Here is a 26,787-nt window from a genome sequence, read left to right on the forward strand (position 1 = left end):
CGTGGAGTGACAGGCATGACGCAAACCAGACGCTATGACGTGCAGGCGCTAACCCGGTTCGTCGAGCAACTGTTCGAAAAAGCCGGTGCCGATGCCGAGGTCGCCCAGGTGGTGACCCAGGTATTGCTCGAAGGCGAACTGCTGGGCCATCGCACCCACGGCCTGAACCTGGTCAGCCGCTATATTGGCGGCATGCTCAGCGGGCAGATCAAGGCGCAGGCCCAAGCGCTGGAGCAGGTGTCGGACAGCGGCATTTCCAGTCTTTTCGACGGCCATTACGTACTTGGCCCGTACTGTGTCAGCCGGGCCCTCGACTGCGCGTCCAAAGGGGCCAGCGCACAGGGCATCGGCATTGCCGTGGTGCGCCGGGCTGCGCACATTGGCTGCCTGGCGGCTTACCTCAAGCCTTATACCGACCGTGGCCTGGTGGCCATGGTGTATTCCTCGGACCCGTCCGTGGGGCTGGTCTGTGCCCATGGTGGGGTCGACCCAGTGTTCACGCCCAACCCGATTGCCGCCGGCATTCCGACCCAGGGTGAGCCGATCCTGCTGGACGTGAGCATGTCTACGGTGACCCTCGGCCTGGTCGGGCAGTGCCGTGATGCCGGTAGCCGGCTGCCGCACCCGGTGCTGATGAGCAACGATGGCCACCTGAGCGATGACCCGCGTGACTTCTTCACCACGCCCCAGGGCAGCATTCTGCCACTGGGTGGTCAGGCCTTTGGCCACAAGGGCTTTGCCCTGGCAATCCTGGTCGAGGCACTGACCTCGGCATTGGCCGGCCATGGCCGCAAGGACGCCCCGGACCAGTGGGGCGCGTCGGCCACCGCGGTGGTCATCGACCCGCGCTTTTTCGGCGGCCTGCAAGCGTTTACCGACGAAACCACCTTCCTTGGCCGGTTGATCGTGGCCAGCCGACCGGTAGACCCCGAGCGCCCGGTGCGCCTGCCTGGGCAAGCCGGCCTGGCGTTGCGCCGGCAAGCCTTGGCGCAGGGCCTGAGCCTGTCGCAGGCAGTGCTCGACGACCTCGACCAGTTGGCCGAGCAGTTGCAGCTGGCGACCCGTTCGCAGGCGCTTTCCCAATGAATGACAATGACAACAAGGGTGCACCCATGACAGACCAATCGAATGCCAACCAGCCACTGCCGCTAAGCCACGACCTTGCCGTGTTCGACACCGGCAGCTGGGTGGGGCGCGTCTGGCTGCCGGATCAAGGCCCCGCCGTGGTGCTGGTCAAGGCCGGCGCCGTGCACGATATCAGCGCCCATGTGGCGACGGTTTCGGCCCTGCTGGAAGTGGCCGACCCGGTGGCCTACCTGCGTGCGTTGCCATTGGCCGACGCGTTGATCGAGTTGCCGGCGCTGCTGGCCAACAGCGACCCTGGTCAACGTGACGCGCGCTTGCCTTGGCTGTTGGCACCGATCGACCTGCAAGCAGTGAAGGCCGCCGGCGTCACCTTCGCCGCCAGCTTGCTGGAGCGAGTGGTGGAGGAGCAAGCCAAGGGCGACCCGGCCAAGGCCGATGCCATTCGCGACACCCTGGCCAGCCGGATCGGTGCGGACCTCTCGCAGATCATCCCGGGCTCTGCTCAGGCCGAAGCGCTGCGCAAGGTCCTGGTGGAGCAGGGCCTGTGGTCGCAATACCTGGAGGTGGGCATCGGCCCGGATGCCGAAGTCTTCACCAAGGCGCAGCCACTGTCGGCGGTCGGGCACGGTGCCGACATCGGTATCCACCCCAAGTCGAGCTGGAACAACCCGGAACCGGAAGTGGTACTGGCGGTGTCGAGCGACGGCAGCATCAAGGGCGCCATGCTCGGCAACGATGTCAACCTGCGCGACTTCGAAGGGCGCAGTGCCTTGCTGCTGTCCAAGGCCAAGGACAACAACGCCTCCACCTCGCTGGGGCCATTGCTGCGCCTGTTCGACGAAAGCTTCAGCCTGGACGATGTGCGTAACGCCGAAGTGGACCTGCGTGTCGAGGGCCAGGACGGCTTCATCCTGTCCGGCCGCAGCTCCATGCGCCAGATCAGCCGCGACCCCCAGGACCTGGTGCAGCAGACCCTCAACGAAAACCACCAGTATCCCGACGGCCTGGTGCTGTTTCTCGGTACCCTGTTCGCGCCCAAGCAGGACCGCGATCAGCCAGGCAACGGTTTTACCCACAAGCCCGGCGACCTGGTCGCCATCAGCAACGCGCAACTGGGCACCCTGTGCAACCGCGTCACCACCAGCGACCTCGCGCCGCAGTGGGGCTTCGGCCTGCGTGCGCTGATCGACAGCCTGAGCCGGCGCGGCCTGCTCGAGGCGGCGGTAACTGCGCGTCAACCTTGAGGGTTGCCGCACCAAGGATGAACGCAACAGGACCGACGGATCGCCAGGGCGCTGAAGGCGCTGCAACAATAATAATAAAGGCCACCCAATGAACCCTATGAAGAAGTATCAGCGCCTCACCGTTGTCTTCCTGCTGTTGATTGGCATCGTCAACTACCTGGACCGTAGTGCGCTGTCGATCGCCAACACCTCGATCCAGAAAGACATGATGATCAGCCCCTCGCAGATGGGCATTCTGTTGTCGGCCTTCTCCATTGCTTATGCCTTTGCCCAGTTGCCGATGGGCATGATCATCGACCGCCTGGGCAGCAAGATCGCCCTCGGCGCCTCGTTGCTGGCCTGGTCGGTGGCCCAGGCCACCTTTGGCATGGTCAGCAGCTTTGCCGGTTTCATGGGCTTGCGCGTGTTGCTGGGGATTGGCGAGGCGCCGATGTTCCCTTCGGCGGCCAAGGCCTTGTCGGAATGGTTCGATGCCAACGAACGCGGCACCCCGACCGGTATCGTCTGGTCCTCGACCTGCCTTGGCCCATGCCTGGCGCCCCCCTTGCTGACGCTGTTCATGGTCAATTTCGGCTGGCGCGGCATGTTCATCATCACCGGGTTGATCGGTGTGGTGCTGGCGGTGTGCTGGTTGAGCTTCTACAAGAGCAAGGCGCAGTACCTGGCTGAGCTCGCTGCGCAAGGTAAACCGTTGCCTTCCGAGTACAAGCAGCCGCTGCCTGCGGCCAATCCACAGGCGCCGAAGGTGTCGTACTTTGCGGGTTGGCTCGACTTGTTCAAGCACCGCAGCACTTGGGGGGCGGTACTGGGCTTCATGGGCGTGATCTACATGCTCTGGTTGCACCTGACCTGGCTGCCCGGCTACTTCGAGCGTGAGCACGGCCTGGACCTGTACAAGACTGCCTGGGTGGTTTCGCTGGCCTATGGCTTCGGCGCGGCGGGCACGATCGTCGCCGGGCGCTTCTGCGACTTGCTGGTCAAACGCGGCATGAGCATTCTTGGCAGCCGCAAATTCAGCGTGATCACCGGCCTGGTGCTGGCGGCGCTGTTCACCTTGCCGCTGTCCTTCGTCAGTGGCCTGACCGGCTGTGTGGTCCTGCTTTGCCTGGCGCTGTTCAGCATCAACATGGCCAGTGCCACCGCGTGGATGATCGTCAACACCATCGTCGACAGCCCGCGGGTGGCGTCGTTTGGCTCGATCCAGAACTTCGGCGGCTACATTGCGGGCTCCGTGGCACCGATCGTCACCGGCTTCAGCATCCAATACTCGGGCTCGTTCAACACGGCATTCATGATCAGCGCGATCGTGGCACTGTGCTCGGCGGTGGCTTACTTCCTGCTGCTGAAGGCACCGATCGGCAGTGCAAAGGCCGAGGCGGGGCCGATGGTTGGGGTGACCGAGTAACAGCCCTACTGCGCCACTGGACCTACGGCACTTGTCAGGTGTGGGTATCTGTATGTATAACCAGTACCCACATTCACTGCCCGACCTTGCCCCGTGATCGCCCATTCTGTCGACGACCCGTTCTATTACCTGCATAACTTCCGCCAGGTGCTGCTATGGGTCGAGCAGCGCTATGACGACCTGCTCGATGACCAGGAGCTGGCGTTCATCCAGGCGTTTGCGCAATTGGACGCGCCGGCGCAGGCCTTGATGGTGCGTATGGTCATGCGCAAGGGCGAGCTGTTTCGCAGTGACAAGCTGACCTATGCCGAGATCGGCGATACCGCGCTGGCCTTGCAGCCGTTGCAGGCGTTGGGTTGGGTTCGGGAGCCTGCGCATCTGGAGCTGGAGCAGTTGTTCAGCTTGCTGCGCAAGGACGAACTGGCGTCGTGCTTCGCCGCCCAATTGAGCCGGCCGCGCGCCGCCAAGCACGACTTGCTCGCGCAGCTTCAACCCCTGGGGCTAACGGCCAGGCCGTTGCAGGCCTGGTTCCCCGGCTGCGACGTGCGCATTTTCCAGTGGTGCCTGCAGCCCCTGTGTGACCGCATGCGCCTGTTGTTCTTTGGCAACCTTTACCAGGATTGGTCGGACTTCGTACTCGCCGACCTGGGCTTGCTGCGCTACGAGCACGTGCCTTTCAGCACCGATTCGCGCGCCTTGCGCCATCGCGCCGAGGTCGATCTGGCCATGGCCTTGCACCAGTGCGCCGAGCGGCTGGAGCAGGGCGATGACCCGCTGTCGATTATGGGGGCGATGGCAGGGCTGCACAGTGACAACCCTTGGTTGGCCCGGCGCCATGCGCGCCTGCTGTTTGCCCTGGGCCAGCAATGCGAGCGCCAGGGCAACTGGGACCAGGCCATGGCTGTCTACGGCCAGTGCAGCCATGCGCAAGCGCGAATCCGTCAGGTGCGTGTACTGGAACGTAGTGAACAATGGCCGCAGGCCCATGCACTGGCACAGCAGCTGGCCGCGGCCCCGGCCAATGCGCTGGAGGTGCAGGCGCTCGAACGCATGCTGCCGCGCCTGGCCCGCAAACTCGGCGGCCCGCCACAACGTCGCCAGCGTGCTGCGCCGCTGCACTTGATCGAACTTGAGCTGCCGCGTGAACACGCAGCCCTGGGTGTGGAGGAGGCTGTGCGCCAGCACTTGGCCGAGGCCGGCGGGCAGGTCCATTACGTGGAAAACACACTGTTCAACAGCTTGTTCGGTCTGCTGTGCTGGGAGGCGATCTTCGCGCCGGTACCGGGTGCCTTTTTCAACCCGTTCCAGGCCGCGCCACAAGACCTGCACGACAGCGACTTCCAGCAACGGCGCAGTGCGCTGTTCGACCGCTGCCTGGGGCGGCTCGACGAGGGTAGCCACCGCCAGGCCATTCTCGATTGCTACGCCGCCAAGCACGGCCTGCAGTCGCCGTTCGTGTTCTGGCCGATGCTCAGCGAAGCCTTGCTCGAACAGGCACTGGCTTGCCTGCCTGCCGCGCACCTGAAGCAGTGCTTCCTGCGCCTGTTGCAGGACATCCGCAACAACCGCGCCGGGATGCCTGATCTGATCCAGTTCTGGCCCGAGCAGGGCGGCTACCGCATGGTCGAGGTCAAGGGGCCGGGCGACCGCCTGCAAGACAACCAATTACGCTGGCTAGAGTTCTGCCGTGCCCAAGGTTTGCCCGTGGCAGTGTGCCATGTGCGCTGGAGCGAGGCGGCGTGAGCTACAGCGTGGCGGTGCGCGCCCTGTGCGAGTTCAGTGCCAAGGTTGGCGACCTGGACCTGCGCTTCACCCCGTCGCCCACGGCCCAGGAAGGCATCGAGGGGCACCGTCGGGTAGTGGCGCGGCGTGCGGCTGATTACGAGTCGGAAGTGGCCCTTGAGGGGCAGTTTGAAAGCCTGCGGGTGCGAGGCCGGGCCGACGGTTACGACCCCAATTGCAACCGCTTGGAAGAGATAAAGACCTACCGCGGCGACCTTGCGCGCCAGCCGGCCAACCATCGCCAGCTGCACTGGGCCCAGGCCAAGGTCTACGCCTGGTTGATGTGCCAAGCGCGGCAATTGCCGGCCATCGAAGTGGCCCTGGTGTACCTGGACGTGGACAGCGACGGCCAGACGCTGATCAGCGAGCACCACACGGCTGCCGCGCTGCAAGCGTTCTTCGAAACCCAGTGCCGCTGCTTTCTGGCTTGGGCGCAGCGTCAGCAAGGCCGACTGGCCGAGCGTAACCGCGATCTGCAGGCGCTGGGGTTTCCCTATGCGCAATTCCGCCAGGGCCAGCGGCAACTGGCCGAGACCCTGTACAAGGCCGTCAGCACCGGCCGCTGCCTGATGGCCCAGGCCAGTACCGGTATCGGCAAGACCCTGGGCACCTTGTTCCCATTGCTCAAGGCGATGGTGCCGCAGCAGCTCGACAAAGTGTTCTTTCTGACGGCCAAGACGCCGGGCCGGGCGCTGGCCCTCGATGCCATGCGCCAGATCACCGATGCCACGCCGCAACCGGCCTTGCGCACCTTGGAGCTGATCGCCCGCGACAAGGCCTGCGAGTACCCCGACAAAGCCTGCCATGGCGAGTCCTGCCCGTTGGCGCAAGGCTTCTACGACCGCCTGCCCGCCGCGCGCGAGGCTGCAGCAGCGGTGCCGTTGCTGGACCGTGCCAGCCTGCGCGAGGTGGCCTTGGCGCATCAGGTTTGCCCTTATTACCTGGGCCAGGAAATGGCCCGCTGGGTCGACCTGGTGGTGGCTGATTACAACTATTACTTCGATGCCCATGCCTTGCTGTTCGGCTTGGCCCAGGCTAACCAATGGCGGGTGGGGGTGCTTGTGGACGAAGCGCACAACCTGGTCGAGCGCGGTCGCGGCATGTACAGCGCCAGCCTCGATCAAGGCCAGTTGCTCGCCTTGCGCCAGAGCAAACCGCAAGGGCTCACCCATGCGCTGGACCGCCTCAACCGGCAGTGGAACGCGTTGTACAAAGAGCAGCGTGCACCGTATCAGGCCAGCGAGCAGTTGCCGGAGGCCTTCATACGCGCCCTGCAGCAGTGCATCGGGCTGATCCAGGAGCGCATGAATCAGGCGCCAGCCGAGGTAGATGCGCAGGTGCTGCAGTTCTTCTACCAGGCGTTGCAGTTCAGCCGGGTGGCTGAATTGTTCGACGAGCATTTCATCTTCGACATCAGCCAGCGCGAAGGCCAGCGCAAGCGGCGCCTGGCCACCCTGTGCCTGCGCAATGTCACCCCGGCGCGGCTGCTGGCCCCACGCATGCAGGCGGCGCGCAGTGTGACGCTGTTTTCCGCCACGCTGAGCCCTCGGCATTTCTACAGCGACTTGCTCGGCATGCCGGCCGACACGGCCTGGCTGGAAGTGGCAGCGCCGTTTCGCGCCGAACAACTCGAAGTACGCATCGCCAGCCAGGTCTCGACCCGTTACCGAGAACGCCAGGCTTCGCTGGCGCCAATCGTCGCGCTGATCGCCGAGCAGTACCAGCGCATGCCCGGTAACTACCTGGCCTTTTTCAGCAGTTTCGAATACCTGCAGCAGGTGGCCGGCTTGTTGGCAGAGCGGCATGCAGACATCCCCCTGTGGGCGCAGGCGGCAGGCATGGATGAAGAGGCGCGTCAGGCATTTCTCGATCGCTTCGTGGCGGATGGCTGCGGGGTGGGTTTTGCGGTGCTGGGGGGCGCGTTCGGGGAAGGGGTCGATTTACCCGGCACGCGCTTGATCGGGGCGTTTGTCGCGACCCTCGGGCTGCCCCAGGTCAACCCTGTCAACGAGCAGTTCAAGCAGCGCCTGGGGCGCCAGTTTGGCGCAGGCTTTGATTACGCCTACCTCTACCCAGGCGTGCGCAAGGTCATTCAGGCGGCGGGCAGGGTCATTCGGGGGGATCAGGACCAAGGCGTGTTGGTGCTGATCGACGAACGTTTTGCCGAACCGCGGGTTCAGCAGATGTTTCCCAGTTGGTGGCGGTCGGGCGGTGCGTGACGCTTGCCGCTGCCCTTGGCGCCGTTCACCGCTGGTCAAACTGTGGACGGGTAGGCGGGCTTGGGTTCGTTATGCGGGCGTCAGTTGGGGTAACATTACCCTCCGCGCCGTCTTCAAACCCCTTGAATATCAAGGTGATGGCACTGCTCCAAGCCCGAATGGCCATGCGTTGGCATTTGGGCTTGCTTTCATGTCGAATAGACTCGCTTCACGCTTTGGCTGCCCCCGTACCGGTCAAGCGTCGCTACAGGATTCACGTTGTGACCGATCTCTCGAAAAACCCGCTGCTGCAGTACATGGCCCGCCTGGCGCCGTCGAGCCAGCAAACCATGCGCTACATCCTTCAGGACGCGGCCGACCGGCTGGGTTTCGTCGACTGCAACCTTGTTGATGTACCGTGGCACTTGCTTGAACCTGGGCATGTGATCGGCCTGGTAGCGGCATTGCGTGAGGATGGTTACGCCCCTAACAGTTCGTCGCTGTATGTGAATGCGGTGCGTGGGGTGATGAACGAGGCATGGCGCCAGGGCCTGATCGACCATGAGCAGCTGTTGAGGATCCGCGAGGTCAAGCCGGCGACCGGTAGCCGCCTGCCACCGGGGCGCAACCTGCGGCGCAGCCTGATCCGTGAGTTGATGGACGTGTGCGCGGCCGACCCTCGGCCGCAAGGTGTGCGCGACGCAGCGATCATTGCCTTGCTGTACGGCACCGGCATGCGCAAGTCGGAGTCGGTCGACATCGACCTGGACCAGGTCGACTTCGATGCTCGCAGCCTGCAGGTACTGGGCAAGGGCAACCGGCAGTTGATCAAGTATGCGCCGCCTTGGGCGTTCGAAAAGCTGCAGGCGTGGCTGGACCTGCGTCGCAACGATTTGCCGGAGGGGGCAGCGGACGACCCGTTCCTGTTCAACCGCATTCGCCGGGGCAACCACATTACCCGCGCCCGCATCACCAAGCATGCGATCTACTACATTGCGCGCCAACGCGGTGCCCAGGTGGGTGTGAAGATCATGCCCCATGATTTTCGCCGTGCATTCATCACCCGGGTTATTGAAGAGCACGACCTGTCGATTGCCCAGAAGCTCGCGCACCATGCCAATATCCAGACCACGGCCAGTTACGACCGCCGAGATGACAACGAACGGCGGCGGGCGGTAGACCGCTTCGATTACTGAAGCCTCACTGCATAGCTGTCTGTAGGAGCAGCCTTGTGCTGCGAAGAGGCCGGTGTAAGCAGTGGAGATTGCAGGTGCTCACTCCGGCCTCTTCGCAGCACAAGGCTGCTCCTACAAAAAAAGCTCATTACATTCCGGCACCGAAACAGGGCCTTCGTGCGCCCTCGCTTTGTGCGCGCCACCCCTGTGTGCCCGATGCCAGAGCGGTCGCGCTGTCGATTTCATTTTTGTTCACCTGCGTAGTTGGCCCGCAACCTGCTATATCCAGCCTGAGAATTTGATCGAGTGGTCAGGCTGGCAGCCCTCAAGCGCCGCCTGCCTGGCCCTCTAAACGGCCACCAGGCCACGGATATCAGGGGCCGCAGGATGTCGCTCGCGGAGCAGATCGAACAACAACAAGACGATGCAGGCTGGAGTGCCTTCCTGCAGTTGCGCTTTACCCAGCGCGACGGTGTGACCCGCCTTGGTGCGCGGCGGCATTTTGGACCTCTTTTGGTGCAGCGGCCTTTCTATCCCGAGGGCGCGCCGTGCCATGTCTATGTGCTGCATCCGCCCGGCGGCATCGTTGCCGGTGACCGGCTGGAACTCGACATCCACCTTGAACCTGGCAGCCACGCCTTGCTGACCATGCCCGGCGCGAGCAAGTTCTACCGCAGCATCGGCCCGACCGCACGGCTGGCCCAGCGTTTTCACCTGGCCGCGGACAGCACCCTGGAATGGCTGCCTCAAGACAGCATTTTCTTCGCCGGTGCCCGTGCCAGCCTCGACAGCCGCTTCACCCTGGCGCCAGGCGCCCGGTTGCTGGCCTGGGAAACCCTATGCCTGGGCCGCCCGGTGATGAATGAGCGCTTCGATCACGGCGCCCTCGACAGCCGCTTGCACATCGAAATGCCCGATGACCCAGGCCTGTACGAGCGCCTGCGCATCGAAGGCGGGCAACTAAGCAAGCTCGGTGGGCATCCCTTGGTCGCCACCTTTTGCGCCGCCCCGGCGGACCCTGCGCTGCTGGACCACGTCCGGGCCTTGCTCGATGAGTTGGACAACCCCGCTGGCGCCACCCTGATCGGCTCGCTGCTGGTCATCCGCCTGCTCGACCACGACAACCAACACCTGCAACACACCTTGCAACGCCTCTGGCATGCCTTGCGCCCGGCCGTCCTCGGCCTGCCGGCATGCCCGCCGCGTATCTGGGCTACCTGAGAGAAGCGCCATGGAGCTGACCCCAAGAGAGAAAGACAAACTGCTGCTGTTCACCGCCGCGTTGCTGGCGGAGCGGCGCCTGGCCCGCGGCCTGAAACTCAACTACCCGGAAGCGGTGGCGCTGATCAGTGCCGCCGTGCTCGAGGGCGCCCGGGATGGCCGCACGGTGGCCGAGCTGATGAGCCTGGGCCGTGAAGTGTTGAGCCATGAGCAAGTTATGCCTGGCGTCGCTGAAATGATCCACGACGTGCAGGTCGAGGCGACCTTCCCCGATGGCACCAAGCTGGTGACCGTGCATGACCCCATCGTCTGATACAGCCCAGGAGCCCAGCATGATCCCAGGTGAAATCCAGGTCGCCGGCGGCGACATCGAGCTTAATAGCGGCCGCGCGACGGTGAGCGTCAGCGTGGCCAACCACGGCGACCGGCCCGTGCAGGTCGGCTCGCACTACCACTTCTACGAGGTCAACGACGCACTGGTGTTCGAGCGTGCGCCTACCCTGGGCTTTCGCCTGGACATTCCAGCCGGCACCGCCGTGCGCTTCGAGCCGGGCCAGGCCCGCACCGTGCAACTGGTCGCCTATGCCGGCAAGCGCGAGGTCTATGGCTTCCAGGGCAAGGTGATGGGCGCACTGGAGGGCAGGGCATGAGCCGTATTTCCCGCCAGGCCTATGCCGACATGTTCGGCCCCACCGTGGGCGACCGCGTGCGCCTGGCCGATACCGCGCTGTGGGTAGAGGTCGAAAAAGACTTCACCGTGTATGGCGAAGAGGTCAAGTTCGGCGGTGGCAAGGTCATCCGCGATGGCATGGGGCAAGGCCAGATGCTGGCGGCCGAAGCCATGGACCTGGTGCTGACCAACGCGTTGGTCATCGATCACTGGGGTATCGTCAAGGCAGACATCGGCGTCAAGCACGGCCGCATCGCTGCCATTGGCAAGGCCGGCAACCCCGATGTGCAACCAGGGGTCACCGTGCCAGTCGGCCCAGGCACCGAGGTGATCGCTGCGGAAGGCAAGATCGTCACCGCTGGCGGCATCGACTCGCACATCCACTTCATCTGCCCGCAGCAGGTGGAGGAGGCCCTTACCAGCGGCGTCACCACCTTTATCGGTGGCGGCACGGGGCCGGCCACCGGTACCAACGCCACCACCTGCACCCCTGGCCCGTGGTATCTGGCGCGCATGCTCCAGGCCGCCGACAGCCTGCCCATCAATATCGGCCTGCTGGGCAAAGGCAATGCGTCGCGCCCCGAGGCATTGCGCGAGCAGATCGCGGCAGGCGCCGTCGGCCTGAAACTGCACGAGGACTGGGGTTCGACCCCGGCAGCCATCGACTGTTGCCTGGGCGTGGCCGAGGAAATGGACATCCAGGTGGCGATCCACACCGACACCCTCAACGAGTCCGGTTGCATCGAAGACACCCTGGCGGCCATTGGCGACCGCACCATCCACACCTTCCATACCGAGGGCGCGGGCGGTGGCCATGCGCCGGACATCATCCGCGCCGCAGGGCAAGCCAACGTGCTGCCGTCCTCGACCAACCCGACCTTGCCGTACACCGTCAACACTGTCGACGAGCACTTGGACATGCTCATGGTCTGCCACCACCTGGACCCGAGCATCGCCGAGGACGTGGCGTTCGCCGAGTCGCGCATCCGCCGCGAGACCATCGCTGCCGAGGACATCCTGCACGACATGGGCGCCTTCGCCATGACCTCGTCCGACTCCCAGGCCATGGGCCGCGTAGGGGAAGTGGTACTGCGCACCTGGCAGGTGGCGCACCAGATGAAGCTGCGCCGTGGGCCTCTGGCGCCGGACAACAGCTACAGCGACAACTTCCGGGTCAAGCGCTACATCGCCAAGTACACGCTCAACCCAGCGTTGACCCACGGCATTGCACATGAAGTGGGTTCAGTGGAGGTGGGCAAGTTGGCTGACCTGGTGCTGTGGGCCCCGGCCTTTTTTGCGGTCAAGCCCGCCTTGGTGATCAAGGGCGGGATGATCGTCACCGCGCCCATGGGTGATATCAATGGCTCGATCCCGACGCCGCAACCCGTGCACTACCGGCCGATGTTCGGCGCCCTGGGCGCGGCGCGGCACGCCACGCGGATGACCTTTCTGCCGCAGGCCGCCATGGACAGCGGCCTGGCCGAATCACTCAACCTGCGCAGCCTGATCGGTGTGGCCCACGGCTGCCGACGGGTGCGCAAGGCCGACATGGTCCACAACACCTTGCAGCCGGTCATCGAAGTCGATGCGCAGACCTACCAGGTGCGTGCCGACGGCGAGTTGCTGGTGTGCGAATCGGCCAGCGAACTGCCGCTGGCCCAGCGTTACTTCCTGTTCTGAAGGAGCACAGATGATAGTCCTGACTCGCCGGGTCACTGAACCCGGCTCGCTTGCCGAAACCGGCACCGTCACCCTGGATGTGGACAGCCGCATCAAGAGCCGCCTGCGGGTAACCCTCGACGACGGCCGCGACGCCGGGCTGATGCTCGCGCGCGGCCACCTGCTGCGCGGCGGTGAACTGCTGGCCGATGCCGATGGCAGCCAGGTCATTCGCGTGCTGGCCGCCCCAGAAACGGTTTCGACGGTACGTTGCGCCGACCCCCACTTGCTGGCACGGGCCGCCTACCACCTGGGCAACCGTCATGTGCCGCTGCAGATCGAACCTGGCCTGCTGCGTTACCAGCACGACTATGTGCTGGACGACATGCTGCGAGGCCTGGGCTTGACGGTGGAAACCGAACAGGCGCCGTTCGAACCCGAGGCGGGCGCCTACCAGAGCGCGCCGCACAGCCATAGCCACAGCCATGGCAACGACCACCCGTTCGTGCGCCTGCCTGCCCATTCCTGAACTGCCCTGGAGCCACTGATGAAAAAGACGTTCGCCCTGTTTCTGCTGATGCTGGCGGTGCCGGCCTTCGCCCACCCCGGCCACGACAGCAACCCGTTGCAGGACGGCCTGCTGCACCCGCTGACCGGCCTGGACCACTTGCTGATGCTGCTGGGCACTGGCGTGCTCGCTGCGCTGACCCGACGCAACCTGACCTTGCCCTTGGCAACCCTGGCGGCGATGTTTGGTGGCGCGGTGTGCGGCCATCTGTTTGGGGATGTGTTGGGCATGGAAACGATGATCAGCGTGTCGTTGCTGGTCGCCGCCGGGGCCCTGTTGCTGCCTAGCCGCCAGCTGTTGCTGGCGCTGGCCATGCCGGTGTTCGCCCTGTTTCACGGCTGGGCGCATGGCGTTGAAGCCACGCCCAGCGCGTTCTGGCAATTCAGTGCTGGCTTCGTGACCGTCAGCGGCCTGCTGCTGGTGGCCGGGTTCGCGGTGGGTTGCTTGCTGCGCCGCCACAGCGGCCTGCAAAAAGCCTTTGGTGGTGGCCTGCTGGCCGGCGCCGCACTGGTCCTGGCCGGTTGATGGACAGCGACCTGGCGCTGTTGCGCTTGCTGCAACTGGCCAGCCCGGGTTTGCCGGTGGGTGGGTTCACCTACTCGCAAGGCCTGGAATGGGCCGTCGAAGCGGGTTGGGTGAAGGATATCGCCAGCTTCAGCGCCTGGCAGCGCGAGCAGTTGCACGACACCCTGGGCTGCGTCGACTGGCCCGTGCTGGCACGCCTGTATCAGGCCTGCCTGGCCACGGATGCCCAAGCATTCAGCCAATGGAGCCGCTTTCTGCTGGCCAACCGGGAAACCGCGGAGTTGCGCCTGGAAGAACAACAGCGTGGCTCGGCGCTGGCACGCCTGCTCGATGGCTGGCAATTGGGGCAGGACCCCGCCTGGCGGGCCAGCCTTGAACTCAGCCAACTGGGCGGTATGGCCTGGCTCGGCGCCTACTGGGCGATCCCGCTGCGTCAGTTGGCGCTGGGCATTGGCTTCGCCTGGCTCGAAGGCGCAGTGATGGCCGGGGTCAAGCTGGTGCCGTTCGGCCAGCAGGCGGCGCAAACCTTGCTGCGCGACCTTGGCCAGGACTTACCCGCCGTACTCGACCAGGCGCTGGCCCTGGGCGATGACCAGCTCGGTGGCGGCCTGCCATTGCTGGCGATTGCTTCATCGCGACATGAAACCCAATACACCCGTTTGTTCCGTTCCTGAGGACTGCCTTCATGCAAAGCTATCAACAACCCCTGCGCGTCGGTGTCGGCGGCCCGGTCGGTTCCGGCAAGACCGCGCTGCTCGAAGCCCTGTGCAAGGCCATGCGCGATCATTATCAGATCGCCGTGGTGACCAACGACATCTACACCAAAGAGGACCAACGCATCCTCACCGAGGCCGGTGCACTGGAGCCTGAGCGCATTGTCGGCGTGGAAACCGGCGGCTGCCCACACACGGCGATCCGCGAAGACGCCTCGATGAACCTGGCGGCGGTGGAGGCCTTGGCGCGCAAGTTCGGTAACCTTGAGGTTATCTTCGTGGAGAGCGGTGGTGACAACCTCAGCGCCACTTTCAGCCCGGAGCTGGCCGACCTGACCATCTACGTCATCGATGTTGCCGAGGGTGAGAAGATCCCGCGCAAGGGCGGACCGGGGATTACCAAGTCCGACTTCCTGGTGATCAACAAGACCGACCTTGCGCCTTACGTCGGTGCATCGCTGGAGGTGATGGAGCGCGACACCCAGCGCATGCGCCCACAGCGGCCATGGACATTCAGTAACCTGAAAAAGGGCGAAGGGCTGCAGGCGGTGATCGATTTCATCGTCGAACGCGGGATGCTTGGTGTGCGCGGCTAGCCCGCATGCAATACGCGTGTAGGAGCAGCCTTGTGCTGCGAAGAGGCCGGCCTCTTCGCAGCACAAGGCTGCTCCTACAGCGCAACATTCAGGGCAGGCTTGCAACATTTAGGGCAGGCTTGCATCAGTCATGGCAACAATGCGCCTTGCCGGTCTGCCCTTCATAGCGGTCATGGTGCCGCACCCAGTCCATGGTCCCGACCTCGTTACGCCCCAACGGCGCAATGTCGAGGAAGTTGTAGGTATTGACCAGAATGTCCAGCCCGCGGGCATAGGTTGAGTACGTGTGGTACACGCCGCCGTCCGCGTCAAGGTAGAACGCACTCAACCCCGGCAACTCGCTTTCGCTGCCTTCATAAGGCTCATAGTTGTACTGCCGAGGCCCATCGCTACCCACGCTGACGCCAAAGTCTTCATTGAACCCGCTACCTGCGGACGAGTACCAGGGAAACTGCCAGCCCATGCGCTGGCGAAATGCCTGGAACTCGGCGTAGGGCGCCCGGGAGACGGCCACCAGCGATACATCGTGGTGCGCCAGGTGCAGGTTCGCGCCGTCAAAATGGTCAGCCAGGAAAGAGCAGCCTGGGCAACCTTCACGCCAGCCCTCGGCGAACATGAAGTGATAGAGCAACAGCTGGCTGCGCCCGGCGAACAGTTGGGCCAGGCTCAGTTCGCCCTCCGGCCCCTGGAATCGATAGGGTTGTTCGACCTTCACCCAGGGCAAAGCGCGGCGTGCTGCAGCCAGCTCGTCGCGTTGATGGGTGAAGGCTTTTTCGTGCAGCCATAGCTGTCGGCGTGCTGCCAGCCACTGGCTGCGGGAGACCACCTCATGCCTGTTTTCACTGCTCATGGTGCTGACTCCAGGGTAGGGATTCAGCACTGGTCGAGCGGGGCAGGGCCAGATCGACAGGCATCGAAGGCGGTGCGATGAACGGTGGGCTTGGCGTCAGCCCGAATGGGCGATAGGGTCGTCGGTCAGTTCATCCGACGCGTCGCTTTCCCCAGGTAATGCGGTAATCACACTGAAGTCGCTGACTTCGACCGCACCGCCGCCATACCCCAGCAGGTGGAAGGAAAACGCCTTGCGCTCGGTCGGGTTGTCAAAGCTGAACTCCATTTCCAGTGGCTGATCCGCCGTCACGCGGATTTCTTCTGGCAGCCCCAATGGCACATCTTGCTCCAGTTGCTTGGCCTTGAGTTGAATGTAGGCCGCACGACGCGGGTCCAGCGAGCGCACCTTGACCCGTACACGGGTGTGCGAGCCGCCGGGCATCTCCAGGTACTGCGCACCGATCAGGTTGTCGGCCCAGTCATCGTGAATGCGCTTGCGCAACTTTATCGGTGATGGGCCGCCGAACTGGTAGCGCAGGTTGAGCGGCGTTTGCAGCAGCGACTGGTCGAGGGTGCCGGCCAGGGTAACGACCTGCTGGCCGAGCATGTCGTCACCGGTGCCGAGGTAGCGCGCCTGGTCGGCGATGAAACCTTCGCTGGCATAGCGTCGGCAGCGCTGCTGGAAGTCGCATTCGGTGAACACGCCTTGGCCGTTGTGGTAACGCAGCATGCCGTTGGTGTAGGAGATCATCTCGCGGCCAGTGTCGTAATCGCGGTACAGCGAGCGGCCACCCAGTGCGACGGGGATCGGCAAGGCGAAGTAGTCGAGCAGCGACGTGGTCAGGTCGATATGGCCATAAGTGCCGCGCTTGATAGTGGGTAGCTCCGCCTGCTCCGGCGCCAGGGTGAGGTTGAAACCCCACGAGGATGCCAGGCGCACGCCGTCTATGCCGTGGGACTCGTCGGAAGTGACTACCACCAGGGTGTCCTTGAGCACACCCTGGCGTTCGAGGTTATCGAGAAACGCGCCGATTGCATCATCCAGGTAGGCGACGGCAGCCTGCTTGGGCGTGTCGTAGCGCTCGAGGTAAGCAGCCGGTGCCGAATATGGCTGGTGAGTGCCCACGGTCAGCAAGGTCAGCATCCAGGGTTTGTCTTGTTTCCTCAGCTGGCCGACATAGTCCAGGGCACCTTCGAAGAAAGCGCGGTCGTCCTTGCCCCAAGGGAATTCCAGGTAGTTCTTGTTGCGGAACCACTCCAGGCCATGCACCGAATCGAAACCGATGTGCGGCATGATGCGGTCCTTGGCCATGAAGCGCAGCCCAGCACCCTGTAGGTAGTGGGTGGTGAACCCGGCCTGGCGCAACTGTGCCGGCAGGCAGGCCTGGTTACGGTCGTTCTGGGTCAGCAGTTCGACGCCCTTAGGCGTGCCGTTGGCCAGCTTGTCGTAATCACCGCACAGCATCGCGTACAGGCCACGGATGGTCTGGTGGGTGTGCAGCACATAATCCGGGGTGTTCATGCCGCGCTCGGCCCAACGGCTGAGCTTTGGCATCAGGTCTTCGTCGAAGCGGCTGTGCAGGGCCTGGCGGTTGGGGCGAATGTAGGCCCCGGGGATGCCTTCGACGGTGATGACCAACAGGTTGCGTGCACTGCCCGGTGCCTTGAGCAGCTTCTGGCCATGCAGGTCGGACTGGGTCAGGCCACTGCTGGGCAAGGGCGTGACCACCTGTTCCTGGCCGGCCCAGCCCAGGGCCTGGCGCTGCAGGCTACCGACGCCGGCCGACAGCAACTGATGGGAGAGGTTGTACTGCCGCCACTGCTCGGCATCGGAAGGCGCCAGGTGTTGGCTGCCCCAGTGCGCGCCAAACAGCAGCAGCGTAACTGACCAGGCCTTGCGGGGCAGGGGGGCGACACGTTGGCCGCGGCTGCTCCAGACGCTGAGCAACCAGCCCAGCAGGCCGGCCGCCAAAAGCCAGGGCAACCAGCCATGCGCGAGGCCGCCGCCGGTTGAGTTCTCCATGAATTGGGAGTCGGTCAGGTAGCCGAGGTCGGCGCTGGTGGGCAGCCTGCCCACCGCGCTCACCAGCTCGGCCGACGCCACCCAGAGCGCCGCCCAGGCCAGCAAAACCGGCAACGCCAGCCACCACGGCCGGCGGTGCAGCAGCAAGACCAGCAGGCTGCCGAGGGCCAGGTCGGACAGATAACCGAGCGGGTTGGACCAACCCAGCATGGCGCGCGTACCCAGTGGGATCACCAGCACCAGGCCCGCCAAAGCGACGAGCCGGGTGCGTGGGTGGTCGAACAGGTTCTTCACAGAAAACTTCCCTTTTGCCATTAAATCGTCATGCAACTGTGCTGAATGATAACAGGCTGGGCCAGGGAATACGGCGGGCTACAAGGCTGGTAACCAAATGCCGGGCTGGCTTGCGCAGGCCCGGCAGGCGGCTGGGGGTCAGAAGTAGTAGGGGAATTTGAGGCTGAAGGAGAAGTCTGGCGCATCGTCGGTCAGGCCAATCGAGAGGTTGGGCACGATGGTCAGGTTGTCGCTGGCTGCAAAGGTCATGCCGATGTTGAAGTTGGCTGAGTTGTAATCGCTGTTGCTGATCGATTGCCAGTCGCCGCCATCCGGCTTGATCTTGCTCTTGCGGGCAAACTGGTCGGAAACCGAGAACGACATGCTCATCTTCTCGTTCAAGGCAAAGGCGATACCGGCCCCGACTTGCCAGGAGTCGCCGAGTTTCACGTCACCCGGCACCTTGCTGTTGACCTGGGGGCTGATGTCGCTGAACGAGTCTTCCATGTTGTAGGTGTAGGACAGGCTGCCGAACAGCACGGCGGGGTCGAAGGTCTTGACCAGCGAGATGCCCGGTGTAATCGCCCATACGCCGTTGCCGGTCGGCAGGCTTTCTGGCACCGACAGGTTGTCGTTGCCCGGCACCTCGCGCAGCTTGATGCCGTACGGATCCTTGCCGGTGGGCGCCTTGACCCGCAGTGTCGCCACCGCATCGGGCCAGTTTTCGGACTCGTCCATGAACTTGTAGGCAACGCCGACGTTGATATCGCCGATTTCCGGGTCGCGGGTAACGGTTTCATCACTGGTGACCGGGGCTGCACCACCGGCGCCACCAGACGAGTAGGTCGATTCGCGGTAGACCACTGGGACGTTAATGTCGAACTGCCAGCGCTGCGCCAGGTTATAGCGGGCGGTCATGTCCAGGGTCCAGTTGTCTGCCTTGATGCGGTCCAGGTTGATGTTGCCGAGGAAAATCGAGTCCAGCGCAAGGAAGCCGTTGAGCACCAGTGCGCGGGTGTCGTAATGGGTGTAGGTGACGCCGGTTTCGAAACTGAACTTGCCGCCACCGAAGAAGCCGCTGGCCTCGTCGTACAGGTTGGACACACTTTGCGCAGGTTCGGAATCCTCCTTGAGCGACTGGCCATAGGAGCTACCGGTGGTGCCTGGCGCCCCGGCGGCGACGGTCTGCCCGCCTTTGACCGTTTCGGCCGGGGATTTGGTCAACCGTTTAGGCTGCGGCGCCGCGGGGGTCTCCTCCACCTGGCGAACCCGTTGTTCAAGGACCATCAACGCTTGCTGCTGCGCTTCGTAGCGCTGTTTCAACGCCATCAGTTCTTGTTTCAGGGCCTCAACCTGTGGGTCGACTGCTGCATAAAGGGCGGTGGATGGGGCCAGGGTAGTCAAACAGACAAAAGCTCTGAACGTTAACGATCGGTGCATGGATATGCCGTCCCTTCCGACTACTTTTGATGAGACTGAGCGTAGATCAGTATCCGAGAGTGCGAAGACCTTTGAGCTGGTCGAGGCTACCGTTCAGCGAAGCGGCCGTGGGTACGTTCTCGCGCATGACGACGTTGAGGGAGGTGAGGTTGCTGACCTGGTTGCCGTTGCCAAGCAACGTCGTGTTCTGCGTCAGGCCCCCTTGGGCCAGGCGTTGCACGGTGCTGCCCTGGTTGTTGGCGGCATTGATATTGAGCTGCACGCCCACGCCGGTGGACGAAACGCTCAGCGCGCCTGCGCCGTTTTCGCCGACCAGGGTCGAGCCTGCGGTCAGTGCCTGGCCCTGCGGCTGGGCCACGGGCGCCTGGTTGGCCTTGGTGACGTTGATGTCGACATTGTTATAGGCGGTGTTGTTGTCGCCCGCCGCACGCACCACCTGGGTCACCCCTTCGGTGGAGTTCAGGCCGCTGCCGCCGCTGACCGCACCGGTGCCGGGCGCGGGGTTGGCACTTTGCGAATGGGCCGCACTGGTGCCTTTTTCGTCGATCATCGACACATAGAACTGCGGTTTGATGGTGTTTTGCTGCACTTGCAGCGTCGACGATGCACCGATCACGTCGCCCTTGGCATTCTGCCAGGTGCTGGTCATGACGATGCCGAAGCTGACGATCCGCCCCGGCATCACGTAGCGCCCGCGCAGGTTCGCCAACTCCTGATCCTTCAGTTCGATGGGGGTGAGCGGCTGTGCGTGGGTCGGTAGGCTGGCGGCCAGGCATGCCACGGCTAGCCAGAATGGAATCTTCATTGGATGCTCCCGGAGCGTCGTGCTCCCTATCGTTAGAAGAACCGTTAGAAAAAGTCGCTTTTGATGAAACCGAAATCCAGCAGCTCTGCGTCCTGTACCGGGGTGAAGTTATTGACGCGGCCCTTGGCAGTCAGTGGCAGAGGCGGGTCGAGCAGGGCATTGCCCTTGTCATAACCCTGGCCGATCACGGCGAAGATGATGCCGTTCCAGCCTTTGAGGAAGTCCTCGACCTTGAAGCGTTTGTGACCCAGCACAGGGTCACCGATGTACACCCAGCCGTTGTCGACCTTTTGCATGACCACAAAGTGCTTGTAGCCACGGATGTCCATCAGCACCACGACCGGGATACGCACGCTAGTCAGGGTTTCGGGTGCTACCCGGTACCCACGGGCGCGCATGCCCAGGCTTTCCACGTAGCGTTTCATGTCGAGCATGGAGAAGCCCTGCGTGCGCACCAAGTCTTGATCGGCGTGCGCCAGCATGCCTTCGATGATGTGTTGTTCGTCCACGTCCAGCCAATAGGCCTGGCGCAGGATGGTAGCCAGCGCCGCGGCGCCACAACTGAAGTCGGTTTTTTGTTGCACCAGGTCGGCGAACTTGCGCTCGCGCACACTCTGGATGGGTTTGAACACCACCGCGCCACCGGGCAGCACGGACAACGGCATTTGTGCAGCTTCGCTCACGCTGGCCAGGCACAGCAAAAACGCCAAGGCGAAAATACGCATGATCGGGTGCCTTCTTGTTCTGGTTGAAAAAGGCCCCCCGCAGGGGGCCTCGAGGCTACAGCTGTTAGAACGAGGTGTTGGAGATGGCCAGCGAGTTGCTTTGCTGGTTGCCCACACCGGCTGCCACGTTGACGCCCAGGTTGCCGCTGCCGCCATTCACCGAACCGCTCAGGGTTGCAGTGTTGGTCACAGGGTTGGCCCAGCCGGTTGGGGTCAGCACTTGGAAGGACACGGTGTTGCTCAGGTCATACGAGCTGCTTTCGCTGAAGCTTTTCGACACGTCGTTAGACGATTGATTGGCTTTTTCGCCCGATTTTTCGTACGCAGACTCCGAAGCGTTTGCGTAAGAAGAATCGTGGGCTTTCTCATACGAAGAGTCGCGGGACTTCTCGTACGAAGAGTCGCGAGACTTGTCGTACGAAGAGTTGCGGGTCTTGTCGTAGGAGGAGTCGAACGCTTTTTCGAACGACGAGTCGTAGGCGCTTTCATGCGACTTGTCGATCGAAGCATCGAGCGACGCATTGAGCGAAGCATCGAAGCTGTCGGTGCGGGTGCGTTCACGACGGCCATCGTCGGTGGTCACAGTGCGCGTCGCATCGGCGGCAGCAGCCAGGGTAGCGTTCAGGCTGGCACTGCTGGACGAGCTGGCGTTGGCGCTGGCAGAGCCGCTGGCGTTCCAGCTATTGGAGCCGCTGGCAGTGGCGCTGTTCGACCCGCTGGCGTTGGAGCTGTTGGAGCCGCTGGCGTTCGAACTGGCCGAGCCACTGGAGTTCCAGGAGCTAGAGCCATTGTTGCTGGCGCTTTGGGCGCCCGCCACGCTGAAGCTCGAGGACGAGCTGCGGTCATCGCTGGAGGTGAACGAGCCATCGCGAGAGCTCGAACCGCTGGCCGACGTGGTGAAGGTCAGCGTATCCACACGGTAGGTGCGGTCCGCGTTGTTGTGCACGGTCAGGCCTGGGCCGTTCTGGTCGGCAGAGGCGGTTGCGGTGGCATTACCCAATGGCGCATTGGTGTTGGCGATCGCCATGGTGTTTTTCTGTTGGTTGAGGTCGCCGCCAGCAATGTTGACGCCCACGTTACCGGAGGAGCCGTCACCCGAACCGCTCATCACCGCAGACGATTGGGTAGACCAGTTGTCGACCCGGTTGTTGTTGCTGAACTGGCGAACGTCCGCAGTGGCTTCGGCGGTGCCGAACACGAAGCTGTTGTCCAGGCTCGAGTCGGACGCTGCGTTGGCGATGGCAGCGGCGTTGTCTTGTTGGTTGCCGTTACCGGCCGCCACGTTGACCCCGACGTTGCCGCTGGCACCGGTGGCCGAGCTGCTCATCTCGGCTTCGTTGATGGTGCCTTGGTTGGTGACGGTATTGCCGGTGCTGCGCTGGCTATCTATGGCGTTGGCGGTGGCGTACACCGGGATCTTGGTGGGTGGAGGCGTGTGCTGACCATTGTTGTGGTGGCCATTGTGATGGTCATTACGCCGATCGTTTTGCCCAGCTTGTACAGCAACAGCCATGACCGCAGCAATTGCGAAAACCAGAGGCTTGATTGCCATCGAGGGTTTCATGGTGATTCTCCGTACTTTATTTAGGTTAAGTGTTGTTCTTAACTGTTTGGGTCAATCCGCGACCCGTATGCTCAAGGTGTTGGCCATTCGGTTTCCCACCCCGGCACTCTGATTCACCTGAATCACCCCACGGCTACCGGTGAATGCCTGGTCACTGGTCGTGACCTGGCGATGGCCGGGTGCGGTGTCAGCTGGATCGGAGTTGTTGAGCAGCGCCACGTTCTGTTGCATGAGGACGCTGTCGTCGATGCTTTGCGGTTGAGTACTGAGGCTGATGCGCAGTGCGTTGGCTTGCTGGGTGCTGGCACCGGCGCTCTGGTTGACGCCCAGGGCGCCGCTGCCTTGGCTGAAAGCATTGCCCTGGATGCTGGCGGTGGCATCCATGTTGCGGTCGACTGCGGTGCCGAGCCGCTGGCGTATCTGGGTGGTGGCGCTGGCCTCATGGCCCACGGCGATGGCGCGGGCGTTAGCCTGCTGCTGCAGGTCGCCGGCTGCCTGGTTGACGGTGAGGTTGCCCTGGTATTGGCTGCCCGAATCGTCGATGTTGGCGTTGTTGATCACGGGGGATTGCGCAAAGGCCGGCGCACTGCAGAGCGTGGCCAGGATCAGCAGCGTATGCCTCATCTCACTTGCCTCCCGTCAGGATTTGCAAGGGGGCCAGGCCGCGTTGCACGCTTGAGTTGACCATGTTGGAGATGCCGTTGCCTGAACCTGAGCCGCGCCCGGCGGCGAGGTTGGGCAGTTGCGTCTGGTTAGTGACGTTGCCGCCAATGGTGTTGGTCTGTTGCGTGACCAGGGCGCTGATGCCGGCACCGCTGCTGATGTTGGCAAAGTCGCCGTCGCTCAGCTCATGGGTTTGCTTGAGAATCTGCGCGGACGGGTTGGCGTTGACGGTGGTCGGGCTGGGGTCAGGAATCAGCGGCGGGATGGTCGCGTTGCGCGTCTGCACATCGCGGGTAATGGTGATGATCCCATTCTCGGCCTGGGCAGGCAGGCTCAAACCCGATCCGACGATGCTACTGACCAGCAGGAGCCGATAAATGCCTTTATCAAGATTCCCCACGATGGCAATTCCTTCTTTTGAGCGCTGGCCCTATTCAGCGTTGCGAATAAGAGAGCAGAAGGTGTGCCGCTTTCAGTTAATGCTATGGAATCAACACGTTGGGAAGAAAAGCTGAAGAAGAGCGGCTTTTTTTGTATCACCGCTGAAACAGAGCATTTGGCCAGCCACTGGCAAAGCCAGCACAGGCCGTGCTTGGAGGGATTTTTGCAGGGGTGTTTCACGAGGTTGACACTGCCCCCGGAACAGGGGCAACCCCCGCATTTGCGGGGACTATCACCCACCAGGGTGTGTCAGTGGCTTAACACTCGGTGGGGCAGGCTGGCGCATCGCTATCAAGCAGCGTAGCGACTGCTTGCAAGGCCCGCAACTGGCGTTGCGGCCAATTGCCATCAATCACCAATAGCGCTTGTTGATGGCGTTGCAGCCACTGCAGGCTGTCGTCGAAAAAGCGCTGACGGTCGTTCAGGTCGGGGTGGCAACGCTGGCCATCGGCAACCCAGTCCACGCCTTGAGGGCTCAGTAACAGGTGCAGGTCGTAGTGCCGAGCAAGCAAGGCCTCTTCCAGCCAGGCCGGGCAGTCGTCGAACAGGGCGCGGCTCCAGAGCATGTTGCTGAGCAAGTGGGTGTCGAGTATCAACAGTTCGGGCGCTTGCGCGCGGGCGCGGTCTTCCCACTCGAGCTGGCCCTGGGCGATGGTGGGGATGTCGGCGTAGCAGGTGTCGCGGCATTCCTGGTCGATGAAGTGGCGCACGTATTCAGCGACCACCACGCCACCGAAATGCGCCTGCAGCACGCCACTTAGCCAGCTCTTGCCGCTGGATTCCGGCCCGCACAGCACCAGCACCTTCATGCTTGCACCAGCGCGGGGTCACGGCGCCATTCCAGCCAGCCACGTATGGCGATCAGCGTGAGCACCGCGAAGAAGCCTGCGGTGAAATACAGTTGCTGATGCAGGTATTGGCCGACATAGACAATGTCTACCACAAACCACAATGGCCAGCATTGCAGGCGTTTCTGTGCCATCCACAGTTGCGCGACCAGGCTGAAGCCGGTCAGCGTGGCGTCGAGCCAGGGCAGGGCGGCATCGGTCCAGTTGGCCATGGCTGCACCCAGGGCCGTGCTGAGCAGTGCGCCGAGTGCGAGCCCGGTGCACAGCGCGCGCGTGTGCAGGCGTGTCACCTGGCGGGCATCGTGCGCACGGCCTGGGCGCTTCCATTGCCACCAGCCGTACAGCTGCAACAGGGCGTAGGCCACTTGCAGCAACATACCCGAGTACAGCTTCACCTCGAAGAACAGCCAGCCATAGATCAACACCATGACCAGCCCGATCGGCCAGCACCAGGCGTTCTGCTTGACGGTGAGCCAGACAGCGGTGACGCCGAGTACGGCGGCGATGAGTTCAAGGCCGGACATCGGCGATCCTTGGAGAGGCGATAAGAGGGGCGCGATTGTAGCTTGTCGATAATAGAAGGAGTAGTACGGGTGTAGGCGCGGCCTTGCGTGGCAATAAGGCCGCGCCTACAGGGGGCTACACGCGGAACTGCCGCAACAGTTGCTCCAGTTCCTCACTCAACCGCCCCAGCGCCACGCCTGCATCACTCGACTGGCGCGCCGCCTCGGCGGTCTGCTGGGACAAGCCGGCGGTATCCAGCACGTTGCGGTTGATCTCCTCGACCACATGCGATTGCTGCAAGGTGGCACTGGCGATGGACGCGTTGAGCGCGGTCAGGTTGTGCAGCACCTGGCTAATGGCATCCAGGCTGGCACCGGCCTCGCGGGCCTGCTCGATGGTCTGGCGCGAGGCCTCGCTGCTGGTGTCAATAGCCCGTACTGCCGCGTCCGACTGGCCTTGCAGGTGCTCGATCATGGTATGGATTTCGGCCGTGGACTGAGCGGTGCGCTGGGCCAGCAGGCGAACCTCGTCGGCGACCACCGCAAAGCCACGGCCCTGTTCACCGGCGCGTGCCGCTTCGATGGCCGCGTTGAGGGCGAGCAGGTTGGTCTGCTCGGCGATGGAGCGGATCACGTCCAGCACACCCCCAATGCGCGTGCTGTGCCCGGCCAGGTCGCGAATCACCTGGACAGCCTGGTCGATGGTCGCCGACAGCCGATCGATCTGTTCCAGGCTGCCATGAATGGCCTGCTGGCCATGCTGCACTTGTTGCTGCGCCGCGCGCATTTCCCCGGCGGCCTGCTCGGCTGTCTTGGCCACATCCTGCACGGCGTAGGTGACTTCGTTGACGGCCGTGGCCACCTGCTCCATCTGTTGGGATTGCTGGGCACTGTGCTGTTGCGCTGCCCCGGCGTTGTCACCGACATGGCCGGCGGACCTGGCCAGGTCATGGGCGGCGCCCTGCAGCTGGCCGACCACGCCCTGAAGCTTGCCGTTGAAGCGGTTGAAGTGTTCACCCAAGTGCGTGATTTCATCCCGGCCGTGGGTGTCCAGGCGTCGGGTCAGGTCGCTTTCGCCACTGGCGATTGTGCCCATGGCCTGCACGGCCTCCTGCAAGGGGCGGGCGATACTGCGGGCAATCAGCATGACCACCAGCGCCATCAGCAGCGCAATGCCCAGGCCGACCAGCGAGGCGTCGCGCAATTGCCGGGCAAATTCGGCCTGCACGTCATCGATGTAAACGCCTGAGCCGATAACCCAGCCCCACGGCTTGAACAGCTGTATATAGGAGGTTTTGGCCACCGGTTCACTGGCGCCGGGTTTGGGCCAGCGATAGTTGACCGGGCCGGCGCCCTGGCTGCGGGCGAGGTTGACCATTTCGTTGAACACGGCAAAGCCGTCGGGGTCGCGAATGGCAGACAGGTCCTGGCCGTCGAGCTTGGGGTTTGCCGGATGCATGATCATCTTCGGCCCCAGGTCGTTGATCCAGAAGTAGTCGTCGTGGTCGTAACGTAGGGCGCGCACCACCTGCAACGCCTGTTGCTGGGCGGCATCGCGGCTCAGCGTGCCGGCCGCCTCCAGGCCTTGGTAATAGGCCAGCACACCGGCTGCGGTCTGCACCACGTGGCGGGTCTTTTCCGCCTTGGCGTGATACAGGTCGCCATGGATCTGGCGCAGCATCAGCAGGCCCAGTACTACCAGCATCGCCACTGCCACCAGCAGAATCAGCCACAGACGACGGCTGATCGACATCGATCTCAGGGTTTTCATCCAGGCACTCCCGCCTTGTTCTTGTTATTCAGGTGCATCCAAGCATGCTTTGCGACAA

General features: G+C 63.4%; 25 protein-coding genes. 14 read left to right on the forward strand and 11 right to left on the reverse strand.

The window, feature by feature from the left end:
* Positions 1-15: 15 nt before the first annotated feature.
* The 14 genes from GIB19_RS03850 (at position 16) to ureG (ending at position 14,842) form a co-directional block, all read left to right on the forward strand.
* Complete coding sequence (locus GIB19_RS03850; protein WP_274883656.1) at positions 16-1,086, forward strand: Ldh family oxidoreductase; 1,071 nt, start codon at positions 16-18, stop codon at positions 1,084-1,086.
* 26 nt (positions 1,087-1,112) lie between these two features.
* Positions 1,113-2,330 carry a fumarylacetoacetate hydrolase family protein gene (locus GIB19_RS03855; RefSeq protein WP_027594754.1) on the forward strand — a complete coding sequence of 406 codons (1,218 nt, stop codon included), beginning with the start codon at positions 1,113-1,115 and terminating at the stop codon, positions 2,328-2,330.
* 97 nt (positions 2,331-2,427) lie between these two features.
* Positions 2,428-3,735: an MFS transporter gene (locus GIB19_RS03860; RefSeq protein WP_274883843.1), complete on the forward strand. Its 1,308-nt coding sequence runs from the start codon at positions 2,428-2,430 to the stop codon at positions 3,733-3,735.
* A 93-nt stretch (positions 3,736-3,828) separates the two neighbouring features.
* The gene (locus GIB19_RS03865) at positions 3,829-5,478 is read left to right on the forward strand and encodes a VRR-NUC domain-containing protein (protein WP_099429546.1); all 1,650 of its coding nucleotides are present in this window, start codon (positions 3,829-3,831) and stop codon (positions 5,476-5,478) included.
* Complete coding sequence (locus GIB19_RS03870; RefSeq protein WP_274883659.1) at positions 5,475-7,736, forward strand: ATP-dependent DNA helicase; 2,262 nt, start codon at positions 5,475-5,477, stop codon at positions 7,734-7,736. The genes GIB19_RS03865 and GIB19_RS03870 overlap by 4 nt, the downstream gene beginning before the upstream one ends.
* A 260-nt stretch (positions 7,737-7,996) precedes the next feature.
* Complete coding sequence (locus GIB19_RS03875; protein WP_027594757.1) at positions 7,997-8,911, forward strand: site-specific integrase; 915 nt, start codon at positions 7,997-7,999, stop codon at positions 8,909-8,911.
* Between the two features lie 366 nt (positions 8,912-9,277).
* Positions 9,278-10,111, forward strand: coding sequence for an urease accessory protein UreD (locus tag GIB19_RS03880; protein ID WP_099429544.1), 834 nt, complete (start codon positions 9,278-9,280; stop codon positions 10,109-10,111).
* A gap of 10 nt (positions 10,112-10,121) precedes the next feature.
* Entirely contained in the window at positions 10,122-10,424 is a 303-nt protein-coding gene (locus tag GIB19_RS03885; RefSeq protein ID WP_027594759.1) for an urease subunit gamma, read from the forward strand.
* Positions 10,425-10,443: 19 nt separating this feature from the next.
* Positions 10,444-10,761 (forward strand): urease subunit beta, encoded by a 318-nt coding sequence (locus tag GIB19_RS03890; protein WP_027594760.1) that lies wholly within the window; start codon positions 10,444-10,446, stop codon positions 10,759-10,761.
* On the forward strand, positions 10,758-12,461 hold the full coding sequence (gene ureC, locus GIB19_RS03895; protein WP_274883664.1) for an urease subunit alpha: 1,704 nt from the start codon (positions 10,758-10,760) through the stop codon (positions 12,459-12,461). Before GIB19_RS03890 ends, ureC begins: the two co-directional genes overlap by 4 nt.
* 10 nt (positions 12,462-12,471) lie before the next feature.
* On the forward strand, positions 12,472-12,969 hold the full coding sequence (ureE, locus tag GIB19_RS03900) for an urease accessory protein UreE (protein WP_027594762.1): 498 nt from the start codon (positions 12,472-12,474) through the stop codon (positions 12,967-12,969).
* A gap of 18 nt (positions 12,970-12,987) precedes the next feature.
* On the forward strand, positions 12,988-13,533 hold the full coding sequence (locus GIB19_RS03905) for a HupE/UreJ family protein (RefSeq protein WP_099429542.1): 546 nt from the start codon (positions 12,988-12,990) through the stop codon (positions 13,531-13,533).
* Entirely contained in the window at positions 13,533-14,207 is a 675-nt protein-coding gene (locus tag GIB19_RS03910) for an urease accessory protein UreF (protein ID WP_099429541.1), read from the forward strand. The genes GIB19_RS03905 and GIB19_RS03910 overlap by 1 nt, the downstream gene beginning before the upstream one ends.
* Before the next feature lie 11 nt (positions 14,208-14,218).
* Positions 14,219-14,842 (forward strand): urease accessory protein UreG, encoded by a 624-nt coding sequence (gene ureG / locus GIB19_RS03915; RefSeq protein WP_010953755.1) that lies wholly within the window; start codon positions 14,219-14,221, stop codon positions 14,840-14,842.
* Between the two features lie 124 nt (positions 14,843-14,966).
* On the opposite strand, the gene GIB19_RS03920 is transcribed toward ureG, so the two are convergent.
* The 11 genes from GIB19_RS03920 to mcpP form a co-directional block, all read right to left on the reverse strand.
* The gene (locus tag GIB19_RS03920) at positions 14,967-15,692 is read right to left on the reverse strand and encodes a DUF899 domain-containing protein (protein WP_274883695.1); all 726 of its coding nucleotides are present in this window, start codon (positions 15,690-15,692) and stop codon (positions 14,967-14,969) included.
* A 96-nt stretch (positions 15,693-15,788) separates the two neighbouring features.
* Positions 15,789-17,990 carry an LTA synthase family protein gene (locus GIB19_RS03925; protein ID WP_274883697.1) on the reverse strand — a complete coding sequence of 734 codons (2,202 nt, stop codon included), beginning with the start codon at positions 17,988-17,990 and terminating at the stop codon, positions 15,789-15,791.
* A 138-nt stretch (positions 17,991-18,128) separates the two neighbouring features.
* Positions 18,129-19,409, reverse strand: coding sequence for a transporter (locus GIB19_RS03930; RefSeq protein ID WP_099429539.1), 1,281 nt, complete (start codon positions 19,407-19,409; stop codon positions 18,129-18,131).
* A gap of 46 nt (positions 19,410-19,455) precedes the next feature.
* Positions 19,456-20,214 carry a hypothetical protein gene (locus tag GIB19_RS03935; RefSeq protein ID WP_099429538.1) on the reverse strand — a complete coding sequence of 253 codons (759 nt, stop codon included), beginning with the start codon at positions 20,212-20,214 and terminating at the stop codon, positions 19,456-19,458.
* 44 nt (positions 20,215-20,258) lie between these two features.
* Positions 20,259-20,939: a C39 family peptidase gene (locus tag GIB19_RS03940; protein WP_027594769.1), complete on the reverse strand. Its 681-nt coding sequence runs from the start codon at positions 20,937-20,939 to the stop codon at positions 20,259-20,261.
* 64 nt (positions 20,940-21,003) lie between these two features.
* Positions 21,004-22,503, reverse strand: coding sequence for a heme utilization protein (locus tag GIB19_RS03945; protein WP_099429537.1), 1,500 nt, complete (start codon positions 22,501-22,503; stop codon positions 21,004-21,006).
* A 51-nt stretch (positions 22,504-22,554) separates the two neighbouring features.
* Complete coding sequence (locus GIB19_RS03950; RefSeq protein WP_027594771.1) at positions 22,555-23,127, reverse strand: hypothetical protein; 573 nt, start codon at positions 23,125-23,127, stop codon at positions 22,555-22,557.
* Between the two features lies 1 nt (position 23,128).
* Positions 23,129-23,566 (reverse strand): hypothetical protein, encoded by a 438-nt coding sequence (locus tag GIB19_RS03955; protein ID WP_027594772.1) that lies wholly within the window; start codon positions 23,564-23,566, stop codon positions 23,129-23,131.
* A gap of 298 nt (positions 23,567-23,864) precedes the next feature.
* The gene (locus tag GIB19_RS03960) at positions 23,865-24,416 is read right to left on the reverse strand and encodes an AAA family ATPase (protein ID WP_099429536.1); all 552 of its coding nucleotides are present in this window, start codon (positions 24,414-24,416) and stop codon (positions 23,865-23,867) included.
* Entirely contained in the window at positions 24,413-24,979 is a 567-nt protein-coding gene (gene pnuC / locus GIB19_RS03965) for a nicotinamide riboside transporter PnuC (RefSeq protein WP_027594774.1), read from the reverse strand. Before pnuC ends, GIB19_RS03960 begins: the two co-directional genes overlap by 4 nt.
* Before the next feature lie 115 nt (positions 24,980-25,094).
* Positions 25,095-26,729, reverse strand: coding sequence for a methyl-accepting chemotaxis protein McpP (gene mcpP / locus GIB19_RS03970; RefSeq protein WP_274883705.1), 1,635 nt, complete (start codon positions 26,727-26,729; stop codon positions 25,095-25,097).
* Positions 26,730-26,787: the final 58 nt, after the last annotated feature.

The sequence above is a fragment of the Pseudomonas sp. ITEM 17296 genome (genome assembly GCF_028895205.1).
Lineage (GTDB): Bacteria > Pseudomonadota > Gammaproteobacteria > Pseudomonadales > Pseudomonadaceae > Aquipseudomonas > Aquipseudomonas kermanshahensis.